The organism is Spartinivicinus marinus (genome assembly GCF_026309355.1).
GTDB classification, from domain to species: domain Bacteria; phylum Pseudomonadota; class Gammaproteobacteria; order Pseudomonadales; family Zooshikellaceae; genus Spartinivicinus; species Spartinivicinus marinus.
This window is the reverse complement of the sequence record NZ_JAPJZK010000004.1, coordinates 64,527-89,461: the sequence shown is the minus strand read 5'-3', so window position 1 is coordinate 89,461 and position 24,935 is coordinate 64,527. Positions and strand designations below refer to the sequence as shown.

The window sequence follows — 24,935 nt, the reverse complement described above, 5'->3', positions numbered from 1 at the left end:
TTATATGAATTATAAACTATCGTAGTAATCACCAGATCGATGCCTGAAAAATACATTACAATACTGAAGCTCCACTTTAAGTGGTTTTTTGTTAACTAAGTTAATATAAGGGTTTAACTCCAAAACAACGTTTACTTCCTTTTGAGCAACTAACTTTTTATACAAAGCTTGCTTCTTAGTTTCATTATCAGACCAAGGCATTCTAATAATTATATTTTCCTTACAGTTTGGAGCAGGTACAGAAAAATATTGTTTAGGTACTAGTACTTCAAACTGACCACCTTCATTAAATCCATAGTTCGAATTTATTTTATATTTCCCACTTTCTAGTTTGTACATCATATGGTAGTAATCAGAGTATTTTCCTTTATTGACTACTATTTCTTGTGCTTGGATTTTGCTCATCACTATCACAGAGAAAACTGCTAATAAATATCTCATTTTACTACTCACATACCTAACTTAATTAAAATTACATTGATCAATCTATGGACACTGTATTCTGACTGAAAAACGCAATATGGTCTAATTTTAATGTGCACAAAACTAAACCACCTGGCTCTCAATGCTGCTCAGTGCTCTGTTTTCCTGGTCCCTCCCCTCAAGCCTTTGCAAAAATAGCCGATAACACCCACTTATCGGTAGTTACGAGGAAATATATGGCAGTTTGGTTGTAGTTTGATCAACTTAGATAAGGAGGGCCCCCGCACTAGGACTAATGCAGAGTGGTGTGGGTAGAGCTGGATAGATACCAGCTCTTACCTGATTAACTCTTTGCAGAAAAGGATTCATGATAAGTGACAATTCCTTGAGGCAAATCTTCTTGAAATACTAGCGCTTGAAAATATTCCTCTGGTACATCTAGAAGTACCAATCCTTCTCTAGGTCTAAAGCCAAAACGATGATAATAGTTAGGGTCTCCGAGCAATACGCAACCTTTCGCTTTTATATTCTTTAGCTCTTGAATAGCTGCATTCATAAGTTTTGAACCAATACCTTTATTCTGATTGTTCGGATGAACTGATATTGGGCCCAGACCATACCAGCCATCTGTACCGTCAGAAATACTGACGGGAGAAAGTGCTACATGCCCAACGACATTACCTGCCTCATCGGCAACAAGTGAAATCGATAATGCGCATGATTCACGAAGAGCTTTAACAATAAATTGCTCAGTATGGTCGGTATGCTGTGCTTCAAGAAATGCAGCAACAGTAACCTCATGAATACTTTGAATATCGCTTGGTTGTTCTTCTCGGATACTAATAGTCAATCTTGTATCTCCTTTGCGGTTAACAATTAATGAACGTCACTCTGAAGCAAAATACTATGTCGCATAACTAATTGGCATATTTTAACCTAAAGGTTCTTAAATTTACTCACTGCTCCATCCCCAATTGACCTCAACTGTAGTTCTTTCAGAACTAGCCGAAAATTCGTTATGGCAGCAGTTACCAGGAAATATATGACAGTTTGGTTATATTTTGATCAAATCTACCTGATAGGTCTAACCCTTCTGACGTCTATAAAACTCAACTGCCAGGCTCTGAGGGTTTCTCAGTGCTCCATCTCTAACCAACCTGACTTAAGCCTTTTTAAAAATAGCCGATAAGGCCAAGAACCGGACAGCTTCCTACTACGCTGGTAGTATGTTATCAAAAGGCGTAATACGTAATATGATGCATCTGTTATTTATCATTAGTCTTCATACTAAACTGGTAGCCTATGATTGTGAGTAGTTGCTTACAGTGAAGTGAAAGTGTTTATTTGGGAGTACACTATTGTCTAATAGTATTCACCTATCAATATGTAGTCACAAAAAAGTAAATTGATCAACTTGCTTTACCCTGGTTAACTCAAAGCCAGCCTATAACCAGGTGGCCATGGATGATTTACCTAAAACTCAGTGATCCTAAGACCAACACTCACAAGTTTTACACGCTTTTGATTCAGAAAGACCTGTTTGGTAATTGGGCGCTATTACGCCAATGGGGAAGAATTGGCACCAAGGGGACAATCAAGGTAGACACCTTTGATCTTTACGAAAAGGCATACACTGCCCTCGAAAGCATAAAAAAAGAGAAACTGCGCAAGGGCTATTCTCTCAAGCACTCTCAGCCAGTTATAGAGCCCCATGTAGGCTAGTATCTCTATCAACTATTACTTCATCAATAGAAATTTCTGATTGTGAGTAGCTGGCTTTAGGTTAGAATACTGTGATTATATACAGTATTTAGTGGTAGGCAATGCAGGTCATTCAACGCTATACAGCCAAGCAACATGCATCTCAGGTAACAGTGCCCCTATTGTCCAGTCATGTGGCGGCAGGGTTTCCATCACCTGCAGATGATTATGTCGAAGCTGACTTAAATCTTCACGACTTTGCAGTGAAGCATCCAGCGGCAACCTTCTTTGTCCGAGCTAAAGGTGAATCCATGGTAGAAGTGGGGATTCAGTCGGGTGATATTTTGGTGGTAGATCGGGCACTGACACCACAAAACGGTGATGTCGTCATTGCTGCACTTGATGGTGAGTTAACTGTAAAACAGTTGCAACTCGCAAAAAATAAGGCCTGGCTCATACCACGTAACCCACAATTCAAACCGATTGAGATCACAGAGCACTTTGATTGTGTGATCTGGGGTGTGGTTGCACATAGTCTGCATAGTTTTCGCTAGTCATTATTCAACCACTTTTATTAAAAAACTCTATTTGTTTAATTCGTACATAGGATATATGTGATGCAGAAAATTTTGTTATTGGCTGCTGCATTGACGGTCATTAGTTCACTAAGTACTACAACAGTTGCTGAAGATAACACAGTACTATTAACAAAAACGTTTTCTGATAGCCAGGCAAGCTATAGTGTACACATTGATAATGGTAGTATTCAGGTTTTACCTTCAAAGACACAAACAGCACATTTTAATGTTTATTTGAAGCCTATTTGCGTGGAAAAACAATCCTCTTATGATGAGATACCTAATGTAAATCTGAAGTCAGCCTGTCAGCTAAACAAAGAAAACTTTACAATTCAGACGAGTAAGGTTGACGGTAAAACCCTCCTTACACTCAATCAACAGGTATATATTGAGCAGAACTGGCAGGTATTTTTACCTGTGCAAGCGAGCTTAGATATTCGAGCCCGTCAAGGTAAGGCGGATATACAAGTGGTTTCTGGGGATTTAGATGTAGGCATTGTGTCTGGTGATGTTAATTTAATCACATCACCTACTCAGTATAAAAACATGAAAATTATTGCTCTGGCTGGCAATATTTATTCTCAATCGAAACATGTTAGCAGTACTGATTACAATCCCAATATGGTGAGCTTAAGCAATCACATTGATATACCTGGCTCAGGTGATGCCAATATTAAAGTCATTGTCGCCACAGGTGATATCAATGTTAAAGAAAGTGAGTACTATTAAATATTTTCAGTAATTAGTTTTTCTTCTTAAAACTACAGTGCATAGGTACTAGCCAGATTAACCGGCTAGTTTCCAATGCGTAACTAATTTACTGATATTATGACCGACGGTCGTTAAGTAAAATTCGCCGCTATTGTCGTGGTATGCGCGTATTTTTTCAGTAATTAAATCATCTCGATCATGGTATCGACAAATTACGTCAACACGGCTATTTATAGGTGGTAAAGAGGTATTGATATCTTGGTAGTCGTTCGTCATAGAGGCTTTCTGTTGTATTTAATTAATCCCATCATAACCCATTTTAAAAAAATGACATACGATATTTTTTTATCATAGACAGCATGAAAATTTTATGAATAATAACAATTCATGCAGGCGGGTTACCCGTAAGTTGAAACTGTTCATTCCCTCCTTTACCCCCTTACCCGCCTGCTTTCTCCTTATGACCCTTTGAGTTTGCAGGCTTAGTGCCTGCTTTTTTTTTTGCCCATTATTTTTATAAGGTGCAATATTTTTTTATCATGGACGCTCCTGTTTTTTTCTGAATAATAGATCTTGTTCTACATGTAAAAGCCAGCCTTAGGGCCTGCGCTTTATTAAATTGAGGGGGCTGTTGGATGATTAAAAAACTCTGTGCCGTCTCATTGGTAAGTCACCCGAAAGTGCTGGCACAAGGGGCTTTCAACGGTGAATACTTGATTGTTGACCAGTTAACTCCTTTAAGTGGGCGGCTTGAGCAGTGGCAGCCAGGATTATTAGAGACACTCAATCATACATTGAATAAACAGTTTCTGATTTTAGTAGAAGACGCTAGTCGTTTATTTAATATGGGTTATACCTTGACCTTGGATCAATCCGCACCGGCAGAAAACCGCAGTTATCAAAATATTGCTCTGGATTATTATTTTGCTTTAAGTGGTTTAGGGGAAATCCAAGGTAATCAATTAGGTAATATTATTTTTCAACATGGCTTGCAACGTCATCAAATTCACCGAAATTCGATTAATATTGATAAAGACGACAAAGGCCGCAATCGTTATGACATTGATTACCAGAGATTTACCGGTTATCAACGAGCGGTTTTATTATTAGTACTGGGAGCCTTACACTTTAATCCCGCGTCTCATGACTATTTAACCCTATTATTAGGCAGTAAACCCCCTGATAAGCTAGCCCACTTACCGCCAGGATTAGCGGCGATTATCCGAGGGCGCTAGCATGCAACATGCGCGGCTATCCCCGTTAACGATCCAGGATCCCTTATTACGTACTCAGTTTTATAAGGCATTGCGTAATCCACTGCCTGAATGGCAAATCCATGAAGTGGCCCTGGATGAAGTGTTGATGCCAGAGTTAATTTCGCTTCGCTTTTATGGCACTCCCCAGCTCAAAAAAATTGTGGTGATTATTGCTCAGCTAGACGACATGCGCGGGGCATTAAAAGCAGGCACAACCCTACAGTTGCCGCCCATTAAATGGATTCGCCAACAAATCAAAGCCTATGCTGATTCTGAGGGGCGCGCATGAACCCTTTTAAAGGCGTAAATTTTCGGCATCAGGACCGTGAGTTTGCGGAGCTACGCCGCCAACTACGTCAGAGCCGAGGCAGTGCCCGACGCACCTTATCACCGAATCAAATCCGCATGGCCATTCGCACGGGGGAAATGCCCCCCAATGCGGAAGTATTAATCGGTACCCGAGAAGACGGCACCCCATTTACTATCGAGGATTTAACCGGGTTTGCTCAAGCCCAAAAACGCCTGGCTAAGCAGTTTGGTTCGGCTAAGGGCGTGCCTACAGATCAGCTAATTGCTTCATCTCGGGCGATTGATGTGGAACGGGCTAACCTGGAGATTCGCTCCGCTCGACTTTATAAAATACACGGCTCTACCCTTACCTTTAGCGTCACAGCCAGCGGTAAATACCAAGCCCAGTTTCACCAGGTCAAAGTCAGGTTAGAAGACTGGTGGCGACATTTAACTGATGCAGGCAACGTTAACCGAGCCATGACCCAAACCCTGGCCGGCCCGGTATCGTTTGATTGTGATTGTGGGCGTCATCAATTCTGGTATCGCTATGTCGCGACGGTGGGTGGATTTGCGATTCAGCCGTATGAAAAAGACTTCCCCAAAGTACGTAACCCACAGTTACGCGGCTGCTGTTGTAAACATGTATTGAAGGTGTTTCGGGCTTTAAAAAGCCCTACCGTGAAAACTCAGTTAACCCAACAAATGATTCGCCAGGCTGAACAGGCGGGTTTTGCTGGCGATACCCGTCATCAGTTCATGACTCGGCAAGATCATCAGCAACTCAGCCGGGCGCGGGTGGGTGAGTTAAACCAGGAAAAAATTCGTGCTGAACTGGCCAGGCAAGCGAATTTAGGGTTACGCCGTCACGTAAATACACCCGCTAACCGTAAAAAAATTAATCGTGTGAGAACGAAAATGACTCAACAGCTAACCGCACAACAAAGAGCCCAAATCCAACAAGAATTAGCGTTTGCTCAGCGTTACAACATACCGGCAAATACCGTGTACCAAAAATTTGCGGATGAATTAGGGATGTCTGCAGAGGCCATTCAACAGCAATTATGATTCAACCCCAGGACTTTTTAGCATTAACTGAACGGCTGGCGAGTGATACGAAACAATTTTTATTTCAGTCGCGGGATACTCGGCAAGTGATGTTATTTAAGGCTCTGCAAGACCAGGCGTCAGATCCTTTGGACTTGGTAGGTACTCTGGAACAACGCGAAACCACTGTCAATTATGCAGCACCGATTATTGTGAAAGCGCGTTTTTTCCCCAATGACAATCCACAAAATTTATTAGCATCAGGGTTTCAGTCAGCGCCTGATTTTGAAAGCCCTAAAACGGTCTTGCTCGATTCAGAGCCCGTGCCTGAGCAAAGCATTCTCTGGTGTGAAGATCGTTTACCCAATGACAAGAAAACCGTGGAATTATTTTATGTATTGGCTGCTACCCCAATTGGCAAACACGGTTTGGTGGGCGCTAAACACCAGGTATTGCCCATGAGTCATGCCGACACACAAGCATTACTGGCTTTAATTGATGAGGTAACCCATGATTAATGCGAATAGCTGGCCACAACAGCCGGCTAATGATTTACGCATAGACACGGCTTGGCGTGAGAATTATTCCGGTGCCACCATCAACCGTAAATTATCAGGTGTCGTGCCCGCAGGTATTTATAGTGGTTTTCATGTCACCATTGATGCAAACAATCCACTCACTGTTTTGGTGGGCGATGTGATTGAAGAGTCGATAGCCGTAGTTGAAACCCAAGGATATTCACTCACTGCGAGAATGCCAGCAGGAATGCAAAAAGCATTAACCATTACTCCAGGTGACACCCAACATATTATTATTCAAGTGGATTACCAACATCATCAAGTGAGCACGGTGGAACTGGTGGTAACTACCGCCATTACGCCTCATAGTGTTGTGCTCGCTACGCTACAAGTACCGTCAGATGTTGAGCGTTTAACCACTGATATGCTGGACGTTAGCCGTCGTATTGAACGGATCCCGGTATTAACCCATGAACAAAAAAGCAATCCACATCCTCAATATCAACTAGCGGCAACAATGCCCTTAATTATTGATCAACTCAATTCTGATCAAGCGGATGCCAGTTTATCCGCAAGACAAGGCAAAAAACTGCATGAGTTAATAAAAAGCCTACCCCCAACCATTGATCATTTACGTTCACAATCAGCGACCGATATCTTATCAGCCAACCAAGGTCGTATATTAAAAGAAATGATCGATACCATTAATGCTTTTTTATCCTCGGATAGCAGTGAAATTGAATCCTTAAAAAATATTGTTGAATATATTAAGCAAAATAAAGAAAACCTACAGAACTTAGGTATCGATAATATTGCAGGGTTACGAGATGCTTTAAATACCAAACTGGATAAGGCCCGATTTGACCAACTGGCTATCCCAGATGTAGCTCAATTACCCGCAGTATTAGCCAGTAAAGCCAATGACGAGTCGGTTTATAAAAAAACGGGCGGCACACTATCAGGCTCCGTGCATTTTGATATTGTTCAAGGTGCATGGAGCCATGGCATTAACTGGACTGGTTTAACGGATATATTTTCAATTCATGTGCGTGAAACCGCAGGTGGTGAAACTTGTGGGCTGTATTTTCAAGCTCAAGATAACACGAATGATTTATTTGTATTTGAGCACTACAACGATACTCAACCTAAACAGATTTTAGTAATGGATCATAATGCTGCGACCATGGATGTTAATTTTACCTGCAATGGGGCGATTTACGCGAAAGGGGATGTCACGGCATTTTCAGATCGACGATTAAAACAACATATTAACCCTATTTCCTCGCCACTAAATAAATTGCACCAACTTGGCGGTTACCACTATCAGCGCTCTGATACGGGTGATTATCAAGTGGGGGTAATTGCTCAAGAAGTACAACAAGTATTACCTGACGCAGTAAGAACAACAGAGGACGGCTATCTATCCGTTAACAGTACTGGCGTGGTCGCTTTATTAGTGGAAGCGGTGAAAGTCCTTTCTCACAAAGTCTCTGTTTTAGAGGAGCAATTGCATGGCGGTTAGGTGTGAAGGGCCAATCACATTTACGGATATTGCCACTGAATTTAAAGGCAATAAACCGTTCAGCTTATCGCAGTATTACCGGGGTAAAAGCCTGGTTCCTGATGCCCCTTCCAATGCCAAAATTGCCACAACAGGGGTTATTGCCTTTAGTCAGTTTTACTGTAGTGCTAATCAGGTAATTAAACGTATCAGTAGCGCGGTAGTGAATGGGACCAATGCCGATGCTTGGTTTACACCAGGCGAACGACAGGCCTCGTGTATTTTAATTGTCAATCCAGGGGTGTATGTCACCGGGCATGGTGGGGCTGATCGACATGGTGGCGGTCATGGTAATGCTGGGGGTACTGGCATGAATGTCAATATGGCGCATTTTCCTGGTGGGTTAACGTTAGAAGTCTACGGCCATATTTGGGGAGGCGGTGGCGGCGGCGCGGGTGCAAACTATCGGCACAGTTATACCGGTGGGCATGGAGGAACAGGTATTGTCGTGAATCATGGCACCTTAAGACTAAAAGTCCATCCGGGGGGCAGTGTTGTTGGCGGCGGTGGTGGAGGTGGTAGTTCAAGAGAAAATAAAAATGATGGAGGTGGTGGCGGACAGCCCTACGGTGGAAGAGGGAGAGGCGAGTATCATAGCGGCGCAGGTCGAGGCAGCTTATATGGTCCAGGTCATGGTACTGATTATCGATGGGAGTCTTGTCGTACTCATGGTCGTGGTGAAGAGCGCACTTGTAGTAATAAACGAAATTATTCCGGTGCGGGTGGAGCTGTTGGCCATCATGGCGCGGGAGGTAACCGCGGTTCATCGGGTGGGCGTGCTGGTGCGGCTACTGCTGGGAGTGTTCAATGGCTATAACCTCGCCCCCCACACTGACTAACCTATCAAGAGTAGATAAAGCGTTTGGATGTCACCTGGTAAAAGCCTATGAAAACATTGGATCTGATGACTCTAATTTACAATCTTTTTTTATTAGACCATCCCATCATAAAATATTTAGAGGTGAATTAGACAGTCCTTTAGTATTCATGAAGCAATTGGGCAAACAGGGTTATTTTCAACAACAAAACCAAACGGCTGCCGTTACCCTACCCTTAATTTATTATTTTCGGGATATCAGTTTAGCCAGTGCCGATCCCGAACATTATGGTGGGATCTATCAAGATATACTCTGGTTAAAGGATCTAGAAACACCTTATCAACTACAGGTGATGTATTTTGATATTACCTATCGATTGGTTTTTGTCGGTCATGAGCGCAATCACCCGGAACAATTAGCCCTTGCCTGGTATTTTTTTATTAACCAGAAACAACATAATCACCACAAAATTCCATTGATCTATCTGATTGCTGATGAAAAATTCACCGCTGAAGCTTATATCCGAGAACCGGAAACCCTACTGGCAACAGATATTAGTTTGGACCCACATCAAGAAGCCCGGTTATTTGCACTGGAAGTACAGCACACCTTATTAACACCCATTCTGGTAGGAAATGAGGGCCAGTTAATCGAACCTATTCAGTTTAATTTACGAGTATTTCCGTTTGGCAGCCAACCCAACATTTGAACATGTCTTAATTCAGGAAATTCGTTATCAGGATAAACCCTTGGATTTAAGCTGGTTAATTGAAGCGGTTTATATTGAAACGTTGGATTTATCCGGGCCTAAATTAATCTTAAAATTGAATGATCGCGAAGCGATTTTTCGGGATGACTTAGGCATTAGACCTTTTGAGACATTAACAGTTACCCTTGCTGATCCCTACCGACGGGATGAATTAGACACGATAGAGCACTTTGTGATTCTGACCATGCCCATGGATGCTGAATCCGTTTTAACCCTGAACTGCTTGAGTGAGGTGATTTTTCAATTAAAAATGCCAGCAACTCAGGCTCGTTTTTTTGTGGGAGAAGCCCCTGAAACCGTAGTTAAATTCCTGGTAAATCACACGGCGATCAATACCAGTGCATTTCCAGCCATTGAGGATTATCACCTATTGCCAGGTATGCGGCCCAGTCGCTTACTTAAGCAAATTGCCCGTGAAACAGCAGCGGTGATTCATTATCAACGCCAGCAGTTTACTTTTAAGCCCATTTCAGCACTACTCAAAAAAACAGCTCTCATTTCCTACCACTATGACGATGCACGCCAGCAAAATCAGATTCTTTCATTCAAAAAAACCAATGCGGATCCACTCATCCAGAGTTTTACGCAACGCCAGTTTACGGGTTGGCACTTAGCTCAAGGCATTCTTAATTCGAGTAATGCAAATACTACTGATTCGTCCACTGTACCGCGTGAATTGGCAGGATTTAAGAGCCCAATTACGTTAGCCAATTTAAATACCCTGTTAACGCCAACACTGGAATTTACTTGCTTAGGCAATGGAGCGCTGCAAGCGGGTATTACTCTTCAGCTGGCGTTTAATCGTAACCATACGGAACTACCGATTGATGAAAGTTTACCCGACAAAGTGATTATTCAGTCAGTGGCACATCGCTATTCTGCTCAAAAATACCAATGCCGGGTTAAAACCTGTCTGCCTTTAAACAATGAACAATACCACTGAGTTAAATCCTCCCCTCTCACCAAACCATTATCACGGCCAGGTAATTAATACCGATGACCCGAAAAAATGCCTGCGGGTACAGGTACAGATTTTAGGATTAACCGAAGGGGTGCCAACAGACAAATTACCCTGGGCCGAATATTTATTACCCATTGGTGCTCGTTATAACGCTGGCAGTTTTACTCCAGTACAGGTAGGTGACTGGGTTTGGTTGGATTTTCCGTATATCAGCCACGGCCAACCCGATACACGACGCCCACGGATTATTGGCAGCGCCCACTTTTGTCCTGCAGGCCAACCTAATACCCCTCATGAGTCGTGGGCTGGTCCCGAATCATTTAGTCATCAACGCACCGATGAAGAACCCAAGCCAGCGGTAGCACAATATCACCAATCATCAGTGATTACACAGCATGGGATTACCGTCGAGTATGAGCCGCCAGGCTGTTACCGTGTCACACATCGTGCTACTGGGACTGCTTTTGAGTTAAACGAACAAGGTGCCGTATTACATAGTGAACAAAAAAACCTGTTTTCGAGCAAAACCAAAACCAAACTGATTGCAGGCAATCAATTAACCATTAATGTCCTGGCCGGTGATGCTACCCTGAATGTACAAAGTGGGAATTTATCCATAAAAGCAGCAAAAAATATTATTTTCGAAGCAGGCCAACATTTTATTGTGAGAGCGAAAAAGTTTATTGAGGAGTTGGGGTAATGCCAGCTATTGCAATATTAGGCTCCATCTGTAGTGGCCATGGTTGTTGGCCACCTCGTGCAAACAGTGAAGGCGAACCCCTGCATACCATCAATGGAAAACCGGTGCATTGTAAGCGGCATGGCTGGCTACCCCACACCTGTCCTACCATACCTGAAACGCATGCTGGCGTGACTTCAAGTGGCAGTCCCAACCATATTATTAATGGCAAACCTGTAGCGCGAGTCGGGGATAGTGTCAGTTGCGGGTCTACTATTGCTACAGGAGAAGCATTACATACAGTTGATAGATAATAACTACTCATTGATTTACCTCTAATGCTACATTATTATTGCGCGCTTATTGAACTATGTCGCACAAAATATCAATGCCAATATACCAAAAAGTTATATCACTTATTTTTGTCAGTATTTTCCTTGTTGCATGCCAAACAGCTCCTTTGATACCAATTAATGGAATTGCAGCAGGCGTTTTATCAGACACTGGCACCGTGCTGACAACTGAAAACAGTGGTCAGCCTATAAAAAACAAGCAGTCTAAAAGAAACGATTATTTTATTAAAATATTGAAAATTAACGGACACCCTATTCGTTTAGCTTCTAATGAAAGTAGCTGTAAAAACAACTGTGATGCTTTTGACTCTGTAGTAATACAGCCAGGACCAGTTCATGTTCTATTTGGAATAAAGCAAAAAAGCTATTCAGGTTCAGGTCATGCAAAAGCCCAATTATTTTTTACGGCAGAAGAAGGAAAAAAGTATGTAATGGCCTTTTCAAGAGATAAGAACGGAAAAATCTACTTTATTAGTGAGATGGTAAAGGTTGTAGAGAAAAATGCAAAAAATTAAACTGCTTATGCTAATTTTTTGGTTAGTTTTCCTAGGGGCATGTACTGCCACTGGCCCTATTTATAAACCTCATAATAAAAATAATGATAATAATGCTATTATTTATATTTATAGATATCAAGACCCTTCACTGATTGGAGGAGGTGAGTTAGTCGATGTTCCCTATATTTATGTTAATGATCAGAAATTATCTCGACTTCGATTGCTTGGTTATTCAGTTTATGAGACTGAACCTGGTCCAGTAAGAATCAGCGTAAGGTTACCTATAATAGGAATACCTGCCAATACACTTTTAGAATATGACCTTTTAGCAAAACCTGGTCAGTCTTATTATCTTAGCCTTAATTATTTTGATACTACTGATTATATTAGGGTACTTATGAATCAAGTGCCTGATGATAAAGCTAAACAACAGTTAAAGTCTCTCCGCCTTCAGTAAATTTATCTAGTTAAAAGCTGTTAACTTTTTAATCGTTTTGGTTTTTTATATATAAAAAGCCCCTCTCAAGGGGCCTAAGATAATTATAGTAATGCCTTCTTCTTTTTTAATCACTTTTCGCTAGATTTATTCGTGTAACCCCCAATTACGCCTTTCATCATTACGACGATTGCTCTTATGGAAACTTGCTTGCTTAAGTTCCCTATAATTGCCATCTAAGTCAGTCCAGCTAAAGATAACTTCACTATCTTGACTTTTTCTTGAGTTACTACTGTAGACCGTCACACCTTTTGTGACAGATACACCGCCAATATCAAGCTTAAAAGTGCCTTGTCTATAACCAAAATGTTCTACAAATACATCATTGAGTAAGTAATAACTAAATTCTTCTAGTTTTATTCTATCTGGATTTTTGATTAACGTTTTATACGCTTTAAGTTGTCTTTTATGGTCTTTTTCTTGCTCAGAAATTTTCTGTTCACTTGCTGTATAATCAATCAATTGCTGGTCAATAGTCGATGGTTGTTGGCTCTTACCTTTCAACTCAAAGTAGCCGTCGTTATATAATTTAATTAACAACGAAGCTCCATAGGGTGTCACTTTAGGTGTATCAGATAAGTCACCGCCAGATTCAAGAATATGTCTGAAGTCATCACAGGTTAACTCTGTGTTACCTAGAATAACTTTACATGCTTGCTCATCAAACTCACTATCTGTCTGTTCTTCCATTTCCCATTGTCTTGCCCATAACTTACGCTGCTCATATTCAAGGTCTTGTCTTGCTATCCGAGGTTTAACATTTGGTAAATACGACAGTGCTGTTTGTAGCTTCATCAAAAACTGACTTTGTAGAATATCCATCAGTAGCCTTAGTTAAGATTTTGTATCATTTTTCCAAACCCAGTTATTCAATCTGAATATGCAGTATTTGGCAATAACTAAGATAGTTATCTATTAATTAGCCTTGACAAAACAACAAAAAATAAATATCTGCAATATTTTTCAGTCAGCGGGTGGTTTTAATCTTCTATGTTAGGGTGGTGCTCTATCAGTCTGATACCCGGAGTATTCACCTGCTATGGTCGCAACGATCACCCAATACCACAACCGAATTAATACCATTAATGAAAAAGCCGCCCTATTCCGCCAGGCGGTAATCAATCCCCAAGTTGAATCCGCTAACACCAACCGATTTATTACTGACAACGCCGAACGTAACAGCCAGTTAAAAGCCGTTGTTAAAGATACGATTTTTGATGCGGCAGGCGAGCAAGGCCCTTTATTGTTAGGGGTTACTGCGAATGCCGTGCGTGCTTATTATGATCAGCGCGGCTGTTTACCCTCTGCGGAAATGATGGCCAGTGCCTATCACACCATCGAAAATATGCTGGTGAATACTGCTAACCATAAAATCATGGATGCGGCGACATCAACCAGTGAGGGTATTATTAAGCGTAATCACCAGGTTGCGTTAATTGTCCCTACCATGTTGACCAGCATTACCAATGATATGGTCACGCATATTCCACCCAATTACGATAAATCCGAAATTTTTGCGATTACCCGACGGGCGGGCTCTACCTTTGGTGACCTAAAAAAAGGTGATTTAATTGACTATTCGTTCCATGGTCAGTATTCCTCCATGAATCAACGACAGCCCGTGGCGACTGGGGATGGTACTACTAAGGAATTCACCAAAAGTATTGGCATGCCAGTGCGTAAAGAGCTGGTACGGGTTTACCATGATCGTAACCTGGTAGCTGAAGATTTAAATGGTCGTGGGTTGTTATCTGGGCATTTCGTTGATGCTGATGGCCAGGCCGTGACGGTGACAGGTTCTATAGACCATGATAATGGTGGAATTACCATTAATTTTTCTGTGCCACCTAAAAATGGCATTGAAATTCATGTGGCGTATGATGTCTCTATCGAAAAAGACCCATCATTAATTCCTAAAATTGATCATGAAATGGAGTCCTGGATCGTCTATCCGCACGAATCCGCAATTGCGGCCAGCGCGACCATTCAAGCAGTATTCAGCGCCCGTCGTGAGTTCAGTATTGACCTGAATGCATTAAATTTCAGTTCGGCTAAAAACATTCTCGCCGCTGAAAAAGACCGCCGCCGTTTAATCGATATGTATTTCTTTGCCATGGGTAATCGTCAATGGAAATACACGGTCCCCAGTGCCCTTAAATTCACTGATCATTATGAAACTCTACGCCAGACCTTTTATGAAATCAGCCAGGATTTAATGTACCGCACTAAAAAAAGTGGTTTGGTGGGGATTATTGCTGGCCCCAAAGCCTCCGCGTTATTGAAGTCGATTGGTGCTCCCCATGTAAAAATGGCCCCCGGTTATCGTCATACCCCTCAACCCCATTATGTGGGCAAGGTGTTTGAATTTGATTTTAAAGAAGATCCGTTTGCCCCTGACTGGCAAATCTTCTGTTATGCCAAGGGTCGCGATCATGGTGATTCGGGTTATGTGGCAGCCGATGCGATCAGTGCCATTAATTACCAGCACCCGATTGATGAAAAATTACGCCATAGTAATACCCTGTATGAATTAGCCTACCGGGATTTGCACCCTAAAAATGGCCGAACCTATTACACCCTACTCACCTTAGTGCCTTAAGCGGCACTGAGTTAATGAGTTATTTTTTGATTCTTTTTTTTTCGATTGTTTTTAATTATTTTTTGGAGTGTAGGCTATGGCAACTCGCCGCAAAAATACGTCAACTGACACCGCTACTGAAGATAAACCCGAGTCAGCCGAACGCTTTTTTGAAGTGGTTTTTAAAAATGCCAGTGTGTCACCGTTGGAATGCACCTTGAGTAAACGTCGAATCTGGATTGCTGGGCATGCGAATACTGCCCCGGATATTTTTACAGAATCAGAAGTCGTGCATTTAAAAGAAGTGTTAAAAGGTTTTCCAGCGATTACCATGCGTATTGATGAGGTGGCATGATTAGTCAAACCATAACGGAGAGTGCGGGAATTACCGTACTCAAACCCATTGATAACAATATTTCGCTCACGGGCAGCAGTCAGACCATTGGTGCAACAGTCGTAGCAGCCTCGCAAGGCCCGGTCGGTAAGCCGGTCACGGTTACGGCGGATAATTGGCAATCGATTTTTGGCAAGCCTTTACCCATGTCCGCCGGTACCAAAGCCGAGGGCTTACGGCATCTGAAGGATGCATTAACTGAGTGTGCTGCCTGTCAGGTCGTTCGTGTGGTTGGCACTGGGGCACAATTTCCAAGCCTGGCATTTCCGGTAAAACCCGAAGCCCCCGCCGCTAAAGATTATAAAGTCACCATACAATCCACACCGATAGTTGAAAGCGACACCATTAAAATACTGCTATCGTCGTCTGCTTTAGATTTTACTGTGAGTGCTACTGAAGCAGATGGCTGGACCGTAGACATTAACAGTCAGCTGTATAACCTGCACCATTTTCAGCATGGCGCTACCCCGGTATTGTGGATTGCTAAAGACGACAGTCTCAATCTGGAAGCCATGACCAGTGGCACCAAGCTGGTGATTCATGGCAAGGTCCAGCAAACACCACCTGACGTATTAACCGCAAGTCATCCTTATGGCACTGACATGGCAGTGGCTCAGGATTATTGGTTAGTGGTCTGGCCGGTAGATGGTCACCCCAGTGATCACCGCCGAGTGGAAATTACCGCCCTGGATGATGTTGACCAGCGTTTTACCCTGGCTTTTTATGAAGATCACTATGGTCAGTCACGGTTAGTAGAATCCTATCAGGTAGGCATTGATACTGATGATATTGATGATCAGGGCCTAAGTGCTTATGCCCCAACTGTTTTGGAAGAACGCTCTTCCCGGTTTCGGTGCCAGGTAGCGTACAACGCCCGCTGGGCTGATGTAATGCCATTGAGTGGCGCTTTTACAGGTGGCAATAATGGTGAATCACCAACAACTCAACAATGGATCGAAGCATGGTCACGCCTTAAATCCGATGATGTGGCTTTTGATTTATTGTTTGCCGCAGGGCAATACGACACTGCTGTATTAGCCCACGCGATTGAGATTGCTGAAGGTCGGTTAACCCAATTAAAGCTCGATGTGCCTCCTTACTTAACGGAAAGTGCTGCGCTTAAATGGCTGGAAGATGCCAATTTGGAAAGCTATCAGGCTCAGGCGATACATTACCCCTATAAAGCGAATGATGAGTGGTACGGTGGTAAAAGTTTGTGGGGGGCATCTGGTGCATTGGTGGCAGCCAAGGCCCGTTGTTATGCGACACCGACCGGCCATGGCGCTGTTTCGGGTGCTCATTATACGGCAGCGGGTGAAAGCCGCGGCCTCATTAATCGGCGTGGGATCGAGCCCTTACACAGCACCGGTTTTGTATTACCGGATGAGCGCGTAGAGGCTCGGATGAATCCGGTTGATAAAGGAAAATTTATTAATGACTGTTTAAATCTCTGGCCCAAAAATAATTATTTACGGTTTGAACATGTGGTGGCGGTGTTAAATGCCATTTCCCATGAATTTATTCAGGCGGCGAGTGTCGCCAAGTTTGAACCCGATGGGCTAACCCTCTCGTTATTAACCACCTTAGCCAATGACATTTGTCAGCGCCGGGTAGATGCCGGCGCGTTTGTGAATCCCCGAAACCCCGAGCGTGATGGGGAAAACCCGTTTCGTATTGATATTAAACAACTGGAAATTGATCTTTGGCAAGTCGAGGTGAGTTTTGCACCCACCGGTGTGGCTCGTCGCATTGCCCTGCAACCCAAATTAATGCGCTAATTTTTTGAGGAATTTATTTATGTTTGATACCGGCTCCCCTGGTGATTTACAAACGACAGATATCGACTATTGGTGTCTGGATAATAGCAACCCATTAATTATGGATAGCATTATTGACCAATTTGGGGATCAACAATTACGGGCAAGTGCCATGGCTAGCGCGTTAGCCTGGGTAGAAAATGATGAAGTGACCCCGGATGCACTGACCGAAATTGTCTCCGGGATGGCGGACGTTGCTATTGAGGATGATATCACCCAACCGGAAGAAGATTATTATGAAGATTTAACCCGTGAAACGGCTATTGCCCTTACAGCATTAGGGGCTGAAAATCGGGATGTGAAAACCCTCTTTGAACGCCAGGATGAAGCCAGTGCGTTAACCGTCGCTCAGCAAATTGAAGATAAACTCAGCACCGAGCCTAAAGACGACGGTACCTTAGTCGCTGAATACGCCATTATCCGTCCAGAGCCGGTGATGGATAAAGCCGAACGACGTGTCATTGATGGCAAGATTGTCCTGAAAAAAATCCCTGTTCGTAAACGCCGGATGACGGCTGCGCAAAAAGCCGCCTTGAAAAAAGCACGACGCAAGGCACACAGTGCCGCCGCCAAACGGGCACGGGCCAAAGCCATGAAGTTGCGGTCACAGCGAGGCTTGTAATTAAATGGCTGGGCTCTGGCAACAAGGGGAGCTGACGCAAGTGGGGCTGAATGACAATCGGATCAGCCCTTACTTAAAATGTTGGATTCATCAACATACCACATTGGTAGTAGGTGCCATTGGTGAGGGTACCACCAAAGACATCAGTGCCACCTGGTCCAGCCCTTTTGAAACTGATTCGCTCGGCGCACAAGAGCCGGTCCAGAAATCCGCTGGGTTAACTCAATCGTTAACCGGGCTAACATCGGTCACCACCTTGAATAGCCAGCAGGTATGGGAAGGTAATCAGCCTCATCAGTTTACGTTGAGCTTGCAATTGTATGCCTTAGTTGACCCTAAAAATGAAGTCGAAGCGGCCATTAAAGCGCTGGAGTTAATGGCCACACCTGACGTTAATGATTTAGTGCCACTGGGCCGCAAACCCGAATCTGTCTGGATTAATATTGGTCGCAATGTGATGTGTGGGCCTTGCGTGATTGAAAGCTTGCAAGTGCCGCTCGATGGGCCACGGGATAAAAACGGTTACTTATTAGAGGCACTGGTACAGCTATCTATAAAAACCGAAAAAATGCTGGCCCGTCGTGATATCCCTGCCACCTATGGTTAATGGTTTTATTTTCTGGAGTAACAGTGATTATGTCACGTATACCCAATGTTAAAGGCGATATTCCCTTATTAAAACGTGCTTACTCAAAAAACGTGGCCATGGGTGAGCGTGCGGTGGCGTCTGATTTTGAGATGACCATCAAAGGCTATGAGGATTTAACCGTATTAGTCCGTACCGCCCAATTACCCGAGATTTCCCGCGGCGAGCCGGTGGAGGACTTTGGTTTATACGGCCAGGGTTTTCAGCAATACGGTGCCGTGAAACGGGACGGTGATATTACCGTGAATATGGTGGAGTTAAAAACCGGCCTGGTCCAAGACACTTTATTTGAAATTATTGAGCAGAAAAAATACGTCACTATTGAAATGGTGTTAGTCGGGGAAGGTCAACAGCGCCGAGGCTGGCAACTGGAAGACTGTATTGTAAAAGCCGATCCTGGGGAATTAGATACGTCTAACCGGGTGGGTACCGTCCAAATTCCAATCACCATTCACTACAACTGGTGTGAACGCCTATGACACCATTGGATTTATTAGCCGATATTAAAGCGGAGTTTTCCTTATTATTGTTGGATGATGAAGTGACGTTTTTAACCTTATTAAAACGCAGTTGTCGCACCTATCATGACAGTATTGGTTTTCAGAAAACAATGGTATTAACCCCTGAACAATTGACCGAGGGTGTTGAAGCCCCTGACGATTACGAAGGATTATTAACGGCTTATGATGAACGCCAGCAACCGGCACCGATTATTTTGCATGGCAATACATTAATTTATAAATTTGGTAAAAAGTCAGCCGGTGATGTCACGGTTATTTATTTTTCGGACCTTACTCGCTGGGATTTCAATAAAGACCATTTTCCACCCCATACCAAAGTCAGTTTTATTCATAGCCATTTACACGGGTTGATTAGCCTGGCGAATAATGAGCGGCTACGGGGGATGCACCAGGCTGCGGAATTATCCGCTGACCATTTACCGGTAGAGGCGGATATTCGAGGGCAATTAACTGAACTGGAAGCAATCATGAAAGAGCATCCGCCCTTTTTAACCGCAGCCCAGCTGAGTCATTAAGTAAATGGCTATCGATTTTACTCAGCAACGGTTAGCGGTTAAACGCAGTGTCCAGCAGGCTTTTCAACAAAACTGGCAATTTAAACTTGAGATTGAAGGCCAACCCACTGACTTTGCGCTGTTTGTGAAAGACGTGACCTATGGGCTGTTTACGATTAATACTAACCCCATTTTAACTGGAGCGAGTTTTGTTAATTTACCCCATCAAGCGGAACCGGGATTACTAACAGTCACCCTACGCGATCACCAAGACCGGCGCATTCACCGTTGGTTACTCGATTGGATGGCCAGGATTCAGAATCCAGATGGTACCTTAAATCCACCCTTACACCCAACACTGGGTTATGTACGACAGTTGCAACTATTGCAGCTTACTGAACAGAATAATGAGCAATTAATTAACACCTTTTTAGTGTATCCCAGTCAGGCTGGCGAGATTACCGAGTCTTATACTGAGCCTGGATTTTTAGAGTTTTCCGTGACCTTTACGAGGTTTCGATAATATGCATTATTTAGCCCCCCTACCCCGCCCCAGCCAACCGGAATTAACGATCCGATTACGAGAAGCGACAGTAAAAGATATGCTGGCAATTGCCGATACGCAGCCAGAACTAGAAGAACACATCACCACGGAGTATTTAAATCAATTACAGGCCCCTGAAACCTACAGTGATGCACGCCAATGGACCGGGGATGACAGACGCCTGGCGGTGTATTGGTATGCCCTGCACACCTTGCCAGATACTCAGATGACCCTGGATTATACCTGCCCCAGCTGTGATAAAGCGCTGAGCTACCGCTTGGATTTAAGGGATTTGGCTGATAGCAGTACAACACTTAAAGCTAAGCCTTATCGAGAAGTTGTTTTTAAGGGAGAAGTATTGAATATTAAACCACTGACAGGTGAGGCGTTAGAGCAACTTGAACAATTTAAACTCATTCTCAATCAGTTAGAGAATCACAGCGCCGAATACCGACAAAAAAAAGCGGAATTACCATTATCAGAAATAACCTATTGTCTGGATTTTGCTGAGCAAAATGTAGAGGATGAAGCCAAAAAACAATGGTTATTTAAATTAACGGCCAGTGAGTTTATCCAATTAAAACAACTGATCAGTGAAAAACTCACTGAATTACAACACGGCTTGCCGTCGGTCATGCATGATGGCCAACTGCAATTAACCACTCAAGTACCGACTTGTGATTGTGAGGTGCAAAAAAATAATGACGGGTTAACTTTATTTTTTCCCTTTCGGGATTACTTCCAGTTGCCAGATATATAACCTAAAAGGCTGGCATATTTTATTAGCCAATTTATGTTTACAGGGCCAACAAAACTTAGGGGATTTACTCGCTTGTGATGTGTCGACGGTAATTAAATTACATGACCAGCTCCAACAACGAAACCAACGTCGCCGCTAATAGGACACTGATAGCGGCTACACCCGTAGTGGATACCGAATCACCAAATACTGTTTTATCCCCATGGGACAGTGAAATTGTCGATTTATTGGAAACGGTCGCAGACAATACTGAGGGGCTGAATGCTGGTGTAACGGTGCAGGTAGAGCCAACAGCGATTACTGCTAGCGCAGCAGAGTCAATTCCTGCCAACACACCATTTGTCGTTGAAAATACCCTGGTAGAACACACCGTCATTGCCGAACAAAACCAGCCACAACCCGAGGTTGTAGCCGCAACACCTGCCGAAGCAGATCAACAACATAGTCTGGCAGGACTACAGGCCGCTCATTCTACGTCAGATGGAGACCAAACAACACCAATCACTACAAATGAAAATACAACCGCTGCCGCCAATACGACTCATCAAAGTGCGCCAATTCGGTTAGCTAACGGTCAGTTTGCCAGTCGTGCTCAACTCAGCACGCAGTTTGGTAAATTGCAGGCTTCAATGGGAACCCATCAAGGGGATTTAGCGGGCTATGCATTAGGCGGAGGGTTATGGTCAGTCGCTAAAGAAACCATGGGGTTAATGCACCACGCCCAGGGGTTATTTAATCGTGTCCGCGGGGATCGTGCTAATACCAATAGCACTCAAAATAGAACAACTAACCGCGCAAACCGACCTAACCGCCAAGCAGAAAACAGGTCAGCCAATACAACACAGGCGACCAACACCAATAGAGCAAATACGACACATTCCAATACGACTCGGGCAGAAAATACCGCAAGCGCCGCCAATGTCAGTCAGTCAGCAACACCTCAGTATCGTGCAACAAATGACCAACGCCCTAATCAACCCGACAGCGCTCAGGCAGCGCCAGCCATACCCCCAGCTTCTGAAACACCACAGTTGTCGGTGGGACAGCAACAACACGCAGCAGTGCAAGCGCAGGTACACCAAAGCCAGCAACAGCAACTCGTCAGTGATCAATTGGAACGGCAAACGTTTTCGTTAATTAGCGAGGAAAGAAATACCCAGCAGTTGCTGCAGAATATTTCCAATCAACTCGCCCAACAAGCCAGCTGCTGTTGTGGCAGTGATAGGCCAGATATAGGCCTTGATGAATTAGACAGACAACAGCGGTCGAATGATCAAGACAACAATCGTCGTCGTAATAATCGTAGCCGTCGTTGGTTATCCAAACTTGGTAAGCTCGCTAAATTTGGTGGCCCAGTGGCAGGTGTCGTCACTGCCGCAACGACTTATGAAGCCTTACAAGATCGTGAGGATTTATCAGTGCCCCAAAAGGTAGTGCAGATGGGCGCTGCAACTACAGGGACAATGGGAGGTGCCGCTGCGGGGGCAATGGCGGGTGCCTCGTTAGGTAGTGTAGTGCCATTGTTAGGGACAGCCGTAGGCGGATTGATTGGTGGCATTATTGGTGGAGTGGCTGGTAACTGGTTAGGTGATCTAGCTGGCCAGACTGCCAGTGATTATTTAGCAGAAAAGCCTACTACAGCTGCCGTATCTGTGTTGGAAACCCCAAAAGCAGATCCTCAAACTATCGAGGTAGATCACTCTGAATTACAGTTTAAAGATACAGACAAGCTGGTGGTGAATACTGCGACCACCAGCCAACATCAGGGTAGGATTAGCTCTACTACTATAGCAGAACCTGTCTCAGCTGATGTGAATCGGCATTCTTCCCCCGTTGATCCAGCGCCACTCAATATTTACGACAGGCCAAGTACAGCAGTTGAAGGCCATGATTATATCAATACAGCAGTGGCTAATTCCCCTTCACCCACTGTAACACTAGACGAACAAAAACTCGGGCAAGCCTTAGCGAAATCGCTGCAACAATTACCCACTGTGCGACCGGTGCAGCCAACTTCTATGCCTAATTCAGCCCCGTCGGAGTTTTCGTCGATACCCACGGAATTTGATGACGTGGTGTTAACCCTGATGAGTCACGACCGGATTTAACTGTGCAAGCACTGGATCATTTACTGTCAGTTTCCGCCGATGGATTAACCATTCATCATGATAGCCAAGCCATTCATAACAACGTGCAAGAATGGTTTGCTAATGCGCAATTTACGATTGCTGACAACCCTGCATGGGGACATAACCTGTCGCCGTTTCGGTTTGCACCACAAAATGAAGATACAGCCGTTGCCCTGGAAATCAGTATCGTGAAAAAACTCAGTCAGGATGTAGAGGGCTTATCGATTCAAGGGATCCGAGTCAGCTGGCCCGCGATTGATGTTATGCAGGTGGTGATACGCCACCAGATGGGTGCAACCAATCTACAACTGTCGAATAAGGAATTATGATGTCGCTGGATAATCACCAAGCCGCTTTAAATGAATTTATTCGAATTATTGAACAGCAACCGGCATTGCAACCTTTAGCCCGTTCACAAGTCATGCAGGGGCTGAATATTTTTCAGAATTTAGCCTTGTCGTATGCCTTGCATCGAGTCGAACGCGCTCACCAGGAAAGTTATTTATCAACCGCCCTTAACCGGTCAAGTATTTTAGCCCTGGCAGAAGACCGGCAATATTTACCGACTCGTCCGGCACCGTCTCAAGGAACAGCTACCATTATCAATAACAGCGCTGAAACAGTTGGGCTACCGGCAGGCCTGGCGCTGTTATCAGAACAACAACTGCATTATCAATTGGTTGAAGGTATCAAAATACCCGCCAATAGCCGTGCAACCGTTGCCATTACCCAGCTAAAACAACAGCAACTGACGTTTACGATTGAAGAAGAAAAGCCATTTATTGAGTTACTACTGGAAACTGCCTTAAGTACCACCATCCATCAATTACAGGTCTGGGTGGATGAAGGCGAAGGACCACAGGAGTGGCAACAGGCTCGATTATTTAGAAATACCGATGGGGATAGCCTGGCATACGACGAGTTTTACACCCATACCGATCAAGTCGGCATCCGGTTGGGTAATGGAATTTTTGGGAAAATTCCGGCACGGAATGCAACGGTGACGATTGCACTACAACTGACCGAAGGACAGACCACTTTAATGCCCAGTCAACCGTTATTTCCGCTGCAATCCGGGATTGCCAGCGACATCGAAATAACGACCGCAAATGTCATTGAGGGGGGCCGCCCAGGTGAAAGCATAGAAGCCATTAGACGTAATGCATTGTATTACCCGCTCTATAACGAAAATAAAGTGTGGGATGATGATTATGTGTTTTTTATCAAACGCAATCATCCCAGTGTGCTTTGGTGCAATGTGTGGGGCGAGCAAGAAGCAGAAACCATGCACGGCACACCCAATGTGGATTTTATTAATAAAATTTTTATTTGTGTGTATGCGCCCGATGATGAGGCCATTGGCGATAAAATATTGGCTTCATTACAAGCCGTGCCCCAACTTAACCGCCGCTATGAGTTAGTCAAACGTAACGATGTGGGCTTTGCCGTCAACATTAAAGGCACGCTTCATCGATCAGTGGTGCTCAGTGAAGCCAGGCAGAAAATACAACAATTACTCATTCAGCATTATGATAAGCACTCACCACTAAAGCGGGAAAAAGCCCAGGTAAGGGACTTCTATCGGTTAATGAATAATCTGGGAATTTTTGATCAACATGCCGATATTGCAATTAGTATTGATGGTCCAGCAGAGCCAAAAAACCTGTCAGAAATGTTATTTATTGATATAGAAAAAACTATGGCACAATTAACCCTAACCTATTAGAAAAGGCTTTAAGTCAACAACCCAAATCAAAGGATAAGGACTGAAAAA

Annotated in this window: 31 protein-coding genes; 27 read left to right on the top strand and 4 right to left on the bottom strand. The window is 43.8% G+C overall.

Annotated elements, in window-relative coordinates; translation table 11 throughout:
* Nucleotides 1-9 precede the first annotated feature (9 nt).
* Together OQE68_RS30270 and OQE68_RS30265 are read right to left on the bottom strand one after the other, a co-directional pair.
* Entirely contained in the window at nucleotides 10-441 is a 432-nt protein-coding gene (locus OQE68_RS30270; RefSeq protein ID WP_180571506.1) for a hypothetical protein, read from the bottom strand.
* A gap of 325 nt (nucleotides 442-766) precedes the next feature.
* Nucleotides 767-1,273 carry a GNAT family N-acetyltransferase gene (locus tag OQE68_RS30265; RefSeq protein WP_180571777.1) on the bottom strand — a complete coding sequence of 169 codons (507 nt, stop codon included), beginning with the start codon at nucleotides 1,271-1,273 and terminating at the stop codon, nucleotides 767-769.
* A 614-nt stretch (nucleotides 1,274-1,887) separates the two neighbouring features.
* Between OQE68_RS30265 and OQE68_RS30260 the strand changes: the two genes are divergently transcribed.
* The 3 genes from OQE68_RS30260 to OQE68_RS30250 all read left to right on the top strand — a co-directional run bounded on the left by OQE68_RS30260 (nucleotide 1,888) and on the right by OQE68_RS30250 (nucleotide 3,431).
* The gene (locus tag OQE68_RS30260) at nucleotides 1,888-2,145 is read left to right on the top strand and encodes a WGR domain-containing protein (RefSeq protein WP_180571776.1); all 258 of its coding nucleotides are present in this window, start codon (nucleotides 1,888-1,890) and stop codon (nucleotides 2,143-2,145) included.
* Between the two features lie 101 nt (nucleotides 2,146-2,246).
* Nucleotides 2,247-2,678: a LexA family protein gene (locus OQE68_RS30255; RefSeq protein ID WP_180571775.1), complete on the top strand. Its 432-nt coding sequence runs from the start codon at nucleotides 2,247-2,249 to the stop codon at nucleotides 2,676-2,678.
* A 63-nt stretch (nucleotides 2,679-2,741) separates the two neighbouring features.
* Complete coding sequence (locus tag OQE68_RS30250) at nucleotides 2,742-3,431, top strand: DUF4097 family beta strand repeat-containing protein (protein WP_180571774.1); 690 nt, start codon at nucleotides 2,742-2,744, stop codon at nucleotides 3,429-3,431.
* 57 nt (nucleotides 3,432-3,488) lie between these two features.
* Here OQE68_RS30250 and OQE68_RS30245 read toward each other — a convergent pair whose 3' ends face one another.
* Nucleotides 3,489-3,689 (bottom strand): hypothetical protein, encoded by a 201-nt coding sequence (locus OQE68_RS30245; protein ID WP_266196042.1) that lies wholly within the window; start codon nucleotides 3,687-3,689, stop codon nucleotides 3,489-3,491.
* A 359-nt stretch (nucleotides 3,690-4,048) separates the two neighbouring features.
* Between OQE68_RS30245 and OQE68_RS30240 the strand changes: the two genes are divergently transcribed.
* The 12 genes from OQE68_RS30240 (at nucleotide 4,049) to OQE68_RS30185 (ending at nucleotide 12,617) form a co-directional block, all read left to right on the top strand.
* The gene (locus OQE68_RS30240) at nucleotides 4,049-4,648 is read left to right on the top strand and encodes a hypothetical protein (protein ID WP_180571568.1); all 600 of its coding nucleotides are present in this window, start codon (nucleotides 4,049-4,051) and stop codon (nucleotides 4,646-4,648) included.
* A 1-nt stretch (nucleotide 4,649) separates the two neighbouring features.
* Nucleotides 4,650-4,958 (top strand): hypothetical protein, encoded by a 309-nt coding sequence (locus tag OQE68_RS30235; RefSeq protein WP_180571569.1) that lies wholly within the window; start codon nucleotides 4,650-4,652, stop codon nucleotides 4,956-4,958.
* A complete protein-coding gene (locus OQE68_RS30230) occupies nucleotides 4,955-6,025 on the top strand; it encodes a hypothetical protein (protein ID WP_180571570.1) in 1,071 nt (356 codons plus the stop codon). Before OQE68_RS30235 ends, OQE68_RS30230 begins: the two co-directional genes overlap by 4 nt.
* Complete coding sequence (locus OQE68_RS30225; protein WP_180571571.1) at nucleotides 6,022-6,522, top strand: hypothetical protein; 501 nt, start codon at nucleotides 6,022-6,024, stop codon at nucleotides 6,520-6,522. Before OQE68_RS30230 ends, OQE68_RS30225 begins: the two co-directional genes overlap by 4 nt.
* Entirely contained in the window at nucleotides 6,515-8,044 is a 1,530-nt protein-coding gene (locus OQE68_RS30220; RefSeq protein WP_266196041.1) for a tail fiber domain-containing protein, read from the top strand. The genes OQE68_RS30225 and OQE68_RS30220 overlap by 8 nt, the downstream gene beginning before the upstream one ends.
* On the top strand, nucleotides 8,034-8,900 hold the full coding sequence (locus tag OQE68_RS30215) for a hypothetical protein (protein ID WP_180571573.1): 867 nt from the start codon (nucleotides 8,034-8,036) through the stop codon (nucleotides 8,898-8,900). The genes OQE68_RS30220 and OQE68_RS30215 overlap by 11 nt, the downstream gene beginning before the upstream one ends.
* Entirely contained in the window at nucleotides 8,891-9,610 is a 720-nt protein-coding gene (locus OQE68_RS30210) for a hypothetical protein (RefSeq protein WP_266196039.1), read from the top strand. The genes OQE68_RS30215 and OQE68_RS30210 overlap by 10 nt, the downstream gene beginning before the upstream one ends.
* Nucleotides 9,588-10,613, top strand: a complete 1,026-nt coding sequence (locus tag OQE68_RS30205) for a hypothetical protein (protein ID WP_266196038.1) — start codon at nucleotides 9,588-9,590, stop codon at nucleotides 10,611-10,613. Before OQE68_RS30210 ends, OQE68_RS30205 begins: the two co-directional genes overlap by 23 nt.
* Nucleotides 10,597-11,331, top strand: a complete 735-nt coding sequence (locus OQE68_RS30200) for a phage baseplate assembly protein V (RefSeq protein WP_266196037.1) — start codon at nucleotides 10,597-10,599, stop codon at nucleotides 11,329-11,331. Before OQE68_RS30205 ends, OQE68_RS30200 begins: the two co-directional genes overlap by 17 nt.
* On the top strand, nucleotides 11,331-11,624 hold the full coding sequence (locus OQE68_RS30195) for a PAAR domain-containing protein (protein ID WP_266196036.1): 294 nt from the start codon (nucleotides 11,331-11,333) through the stop codon (nucleotides 11,622-11,624). The genes OQE68_RS30200 and OQE68_RS30195 overlap by 1 nt, the downstream gene beginning before the upstream one ends.
* A 74-nt stretch (nucleotides 11,625-11,698) precedes the next feature.
* Nucleotides 11,699-12,178 carry a hypothetical protein gene (locus OQE68_RS30190; RefSeq protein ID WP_180571790.1) on the top strand — a complete coding sequence of 160 codons (480 nt, stop codon included), beginning with the start codon at nucleotides 11,699-11,701 and terminating at the stop codon, nucleotides 12,176-12,178.
* On the top strand, nucleotides 12,165-12,617 hold the full coding sequence (locus OQE68_RS30185; protein WP_180571789.1) for a hypothetical protein: 453 nt from the start codon (nucleotides 12,165-12,167) through the stop codon (nucleotides 12,615-12,617). Before OQE68_RS30190 ends, OQE68_RS30185 begins: the two co-directional genes overlap by 14 nt.
* A gap of 126 nt (nucleotides 12,618-12,743) precedes the next feature.
* Here OQE68_RS30185 and OQE68_RS30180 read toward each other — a convergent pair whose 3' ends face one another.
* A complete protein-coding gene (locus OQE68_RS30180; RefSeq protein WP_180571788.1) occupies nucleotides 12,744-13,478 on the bottom strand; it encodes a hypothetical protein in 735 nt (244 codons plus the stop codon).
* A 217-nt stretch (nucleotides 13,479-13,695) separates the two neighbouring features.
* On the opposite strand from OQE68_RS30180, the gene OQE68_RS30175 reads away from it, so the two are divergent.
* From OQE68_RS30175 to OQE68_RS30120, 12 genes are all read left to right on the top strand, one after another.
* On the top strand, nucleotides 13,696-15,255 hold the full coding sequence (locus tag OQE68_RS30175; RefSeq protein ID WP_266196035.1) for a DUF8615 domain-containing protein: 1,560 nt from the start codon (nucleotides 13,696-13,698) through the stop codon (nucleotides 15,253-15,255).
* A gap of 76 nt (nucleotides 15,256-15,331) precedes the next feature.
* Nucleotides 15,332-15,589, top strand: a complete 258-nt coding sequence (locus OQE68_RS30170; protein WP_180571909.1) for a hypothetical protein — start codon at nucleotides 15,332-15,334, stop codon at nucleotides 15,587-15,589.
* On the top strand, nucleotides 15,586-17,406 hold the full coding sequence (locus OQE68_RS30165; protein WP_266196034.1) for a hypothetical protein: 1,821 nt from the start codon (nucleotides 15,586-15,588) through the stop codon (nucleotides 17,404-17,406). Before OQE68_RS30170 ends, OQE68_RS30165 begins: the two co-directional genes overlap by 4 nt.
* A gap of 19 nt (nucleotides 17,407-17,425) precedes the next feature.
* Entirely contained in the window at nucleotides 17,426-18,067 is a 642-nt protein-coding gene (locus OQE68_RS30160) for a hypothetical protein (protein ID WP_180571415.1), read from the top strand.
* Nucleotides 18,068-18,071: 4 nt separating this feature from the next.
* Nucleotides 18,072-18,674: a hypothetical protein gene (locus OQE68_RS30155; protein ID WP_180571414.1), complete on the top strand. Its 603-nt coding sequence runs from the start codon at nucleotides 18,072-18,074 to the stop codon at nucleotides 18,672-18,674.
* A gap of 29 nt (nucleotides 18,675-18,703) precedes the next feature.
* Nucleotides 18,704-19,192, top strand: coding sequence for a hypothetical protein (locus tag OQE68_RS30150; RefSeq protein WP_180571413.1), 489 nt, complete (start codon nucleotides 18,704-18,706; stop codon nucleotides 19,190-19,192).
* The gene (locus OQE68_RS30145) at nucleotides 19,189-19,749 is read left to right on the top strand and encodes a hypothetical protein (protein ID WP_180571412.1); all 561 of its coding nucleotides are present in this window, start codon (nucleotides 19,189-19,191) and stop codon (nucleotides 19,747-19,749) included. The genes OQE68_RS30150 and OQE68_RS30145 overlap by 4 nt, the downstream gene beginning before the upstream one ends.
* A 4-nt stretch (nucleotides 19,750-19,753) precedes the next feature.
* Nucleotides 19,754-20,251 carry a hypothetical protein gene (locus tag OQE68_RS30140; RefSeq protein ID WP_266196003.1) on the top strand — a complete coding sequence of 166 codons (498 nt, stop codon included), beginning with the start codon at nucleotides 19,754-19,756 and terminating at the stop codon, nucleotides 20,249-20,251.
* Between the two features lies 1 nt (nucleotide 20,252).
* A complete protein-coding gene (locus tag OQE68_RS30135; protein ID WP_180571410.1) occupies nucleotides 20,253-21,032 on the top strand; it encodes a hypothetical protein in 780 nt (259 codons plus the stop codon).
* A 101-nt stretch (nucleotides 21,033-21,133) separates the two neighbouring features.
* The gene (locus OQE68_RS30130) at nucleotides 21,134-23,140 is read left to right on the top strand and encodes a hypothetical protein (protein ID WP_266196033.1); all 2,007 of its coding nucleotides are present in this window, start codon (nucleotides 21,134-21,136) and stop codon (nucleotides 23,138-23,140) included.
* Nucleotides 23,141-23,142: 2 nt separating this feature from the next.
* On the top strand, nucleotides 23,143-23,490 hold the full coding sequence (locus tag OQE68_RS30125; protein WP_180571409.1) for a hypothetical protein: 348 nt from the start codon (nucleotides 23,143-23,145) through the stop codon (nucleotides 23,488-23,490).
* Complete coding sequence (locus OQE68_RS30120) at nucleotides 23,487-24,887, top strand: baseplate J/gp47 family protein (RefSeq protein WP_180571408.1); 1,401 nt, start codon at nucleotides 23,487-23,489, stop codon at nucleotides 24,885-24,887. Before OQE68_RS30125 ends, OQE68_RS30120 begins: the two co-directional genes overlap by 4 nt.
* Nucleotides 24,888-24,935 lie beyond the last annotated feature (48 nt).

Excerpts from the sequence above, each read along its gene's own strand:
- OQE68_RS30270 (WP_180571506.1), bottom strand. The coding sequence starts at position 441 with ATGAGATATTTATTAGCAGTTTTCTCTGTGATAGTGATGAGCAAAATC.
- OQE68_RS30260 (WP_180571776.1), top strand. The coding sequence starts at position 1,888 with ATGATTTACCTAAAACTCAGTGATCCTAAGACCAACACTCACAAGTTT.
- OQE68_RS30255 (WP_180571775.1), top strand. The coding sequence starts at position 2,247 with ATGCAGGTCATTCAACGCTATACAGCCAAGCAACATGCATCTCAGGTA.
- OQE68_RS30250 (WP_180571774.1), top strand. The coding sequence starts at position 2,742 with ATGCAGAAAATTTTGTTATTGGCTGCTGCATTGACGGTCATTAGTTCA.
- OQE68_RS30245 (WP_266196042.1), bottom strand. The coding sequence starts at position 3,689 with ATGACGAACGACTACCAAGATATCAATACCTCTTTACCACCTATAAAT.
- OQE68_RS30240 (WP_180571568.1), top strand. The coding sequence starts at position 4,049 with ATGATTAAAAAACTCTGTGCCGTCTCATTGGTAAGTCACCCGAAAGTG.
- OQE68_RS30235 (WP_180571569.1), top strand. The coding sequence starts at position 4,650 with ATGCAACATGCGCGGCTATCCCCGTTAACGATCCAGGATCCCTTATTA.
- OQE68_RS30230 (WP_180571570.1), top strand. The coding sequence starts at position 4,955 with ATGAACCCTTTTAAAGGCGTAAATTTTCGGCATCAGGACCGTGAGTTT.
- OQE68_RS30225 (WP_180571571.1), top strand. The coding sequence starts at position 6,022 with ATGATTCAACCCCAGGACTTTTTAGCATTAACTGAACGGCTGGCGAGT.
- OQE68_RS30220 (WP_266196041.1), top strand. The coding sequence starts at position 6,515 with ATGATTAATGCGAATAGCTGGCCACAACAGCCGGCTAATGATTTACGC.
- OQE68_RS30215 (WP_180571573.1), top strand. The coding sequence starts at position 8,034 with ATGGCGGTTAGGTGTGAAGGGCCAATCACATTTACGGATATTGCCACT.
- OQE68_RS30210 (WP_266196039.1), top strand. The coding sequence starts at position 8,891 with ATGGCTATAACCTCGCCCCCCACACTGACTAACCTATCAAGAGTAGAT.
- OQE68_RS30200 (WP_266196037.1), top strand. The coding sequence starts at position 10,597 with ATGAACAATACCACTGAGTTAAATCCTCCCCTCTCACCAAACCATTAT.
- OQE68_RS30195 (WP_266196036.1), top strand. The coding sequence starts at position 11,331 with ATGCCAGCTATTGCAATATTAGGCTCCATCTGTAGTGGCCATGGTTGT.
- OQE68_RS30190 (WP_180571790.1), top strand. The coding sequence starts at position 11,699 with ATGCCAATATACCAAAAAGTTATATCACTTATTTTTGTCAGTATTTTC.
- OQE68_RS30185 (WP_180571789.1), top strand. The coding sequence starts at position 12,165 with ATGCAAAAAATTAAACTGCTTATGCTAATTTTTTGGTTAGTTTTCCTA.
- OQE68_RS30180 (WP_180571788.1), bottom strand. The coding sequence starts at position 13,478 with ATGGATATTCTACAAAGTCAGTTTTTGATGAAGCTACAAACAGCACTG.
- OQE68_RS30175 (WP_266196035.1), top strand. The coding sequence starts at position 13,696 with ATGGTCGCAACGATCACCCAATACCACAACCGAATTAATACCATTAAT.
- OQE68_RS30170 (WP_180571909.1), top strand. The coding sequence starts at position 15,332 with ATGGCAACTCGCCGCAAAAATACGTCAACTGACACCGCTACTGAAGAT.
- OQE68_RS30165 (WP_266196034.1), top strand. The coding sequence starts at position 15,586 with ATGATTAGTCAAACCATAACGGAGAGTGCGGGAATTACCGTACTCAAA.
- OQE68_RS30160 (WP_180571415.1), top strand. The coding sequence starts at position 17,426 with ATGTTTGATACCGGCTCCCCTGGTGATTTACAAACGACAGATATCGAC.
- OQE68_RS30155 (WP_180571414.1), top strand. The coding sequence starts at position 18,072 with ATGGCTGGGCTCTGGCAACAAGGGGAGCTGACGCAAGTGGGGCTGAAT.
- OQE68_RS30150 (WP_180571413.1), top strand. The coding sequence starts at position 18,704 with ATGTCACGTATACCCAATGTTAAAGGCGATATTCCCTTATTAAAACGT.
- OQE68_RS30145 (WP_180571412.1), top strand. The coding sequence starts at position 19,189 with ATGACACCATTGGATTTATTAGCCGATATTAAAGCGGAGTTTTCCTTA.
- OQE68_RS30140 (WP_266196003.1), top strand. The coding sequence starts at position 19,754 with ATGGCTATCGATTTTACTCAGCAACGGTTAGCGGTTAAACGCAGTGTC.
- OQE68_RS30135 (WP_180571410.1), top strand. The coding sequence starts at position 20,253 with ATGCATTATTTAGCCCCCCTACCCCGCCCCAGCCAACCGGAATTAACG.
- OQE68_RS30130 (WP_266196033.1), top strand. The coding sequence starts at position 21,134 with ATGACCAGCTCCAACAACGAAACCAACGTCGCCGCTAATAGGACACTG.
- OQE68_RS30120 (WP_180571408.1), top strand. The coding sequence starts at position 23,487 with ATGATGTCGCTGGATAATCACCAAGCCGCTTTAAATGAATTTATTCGA.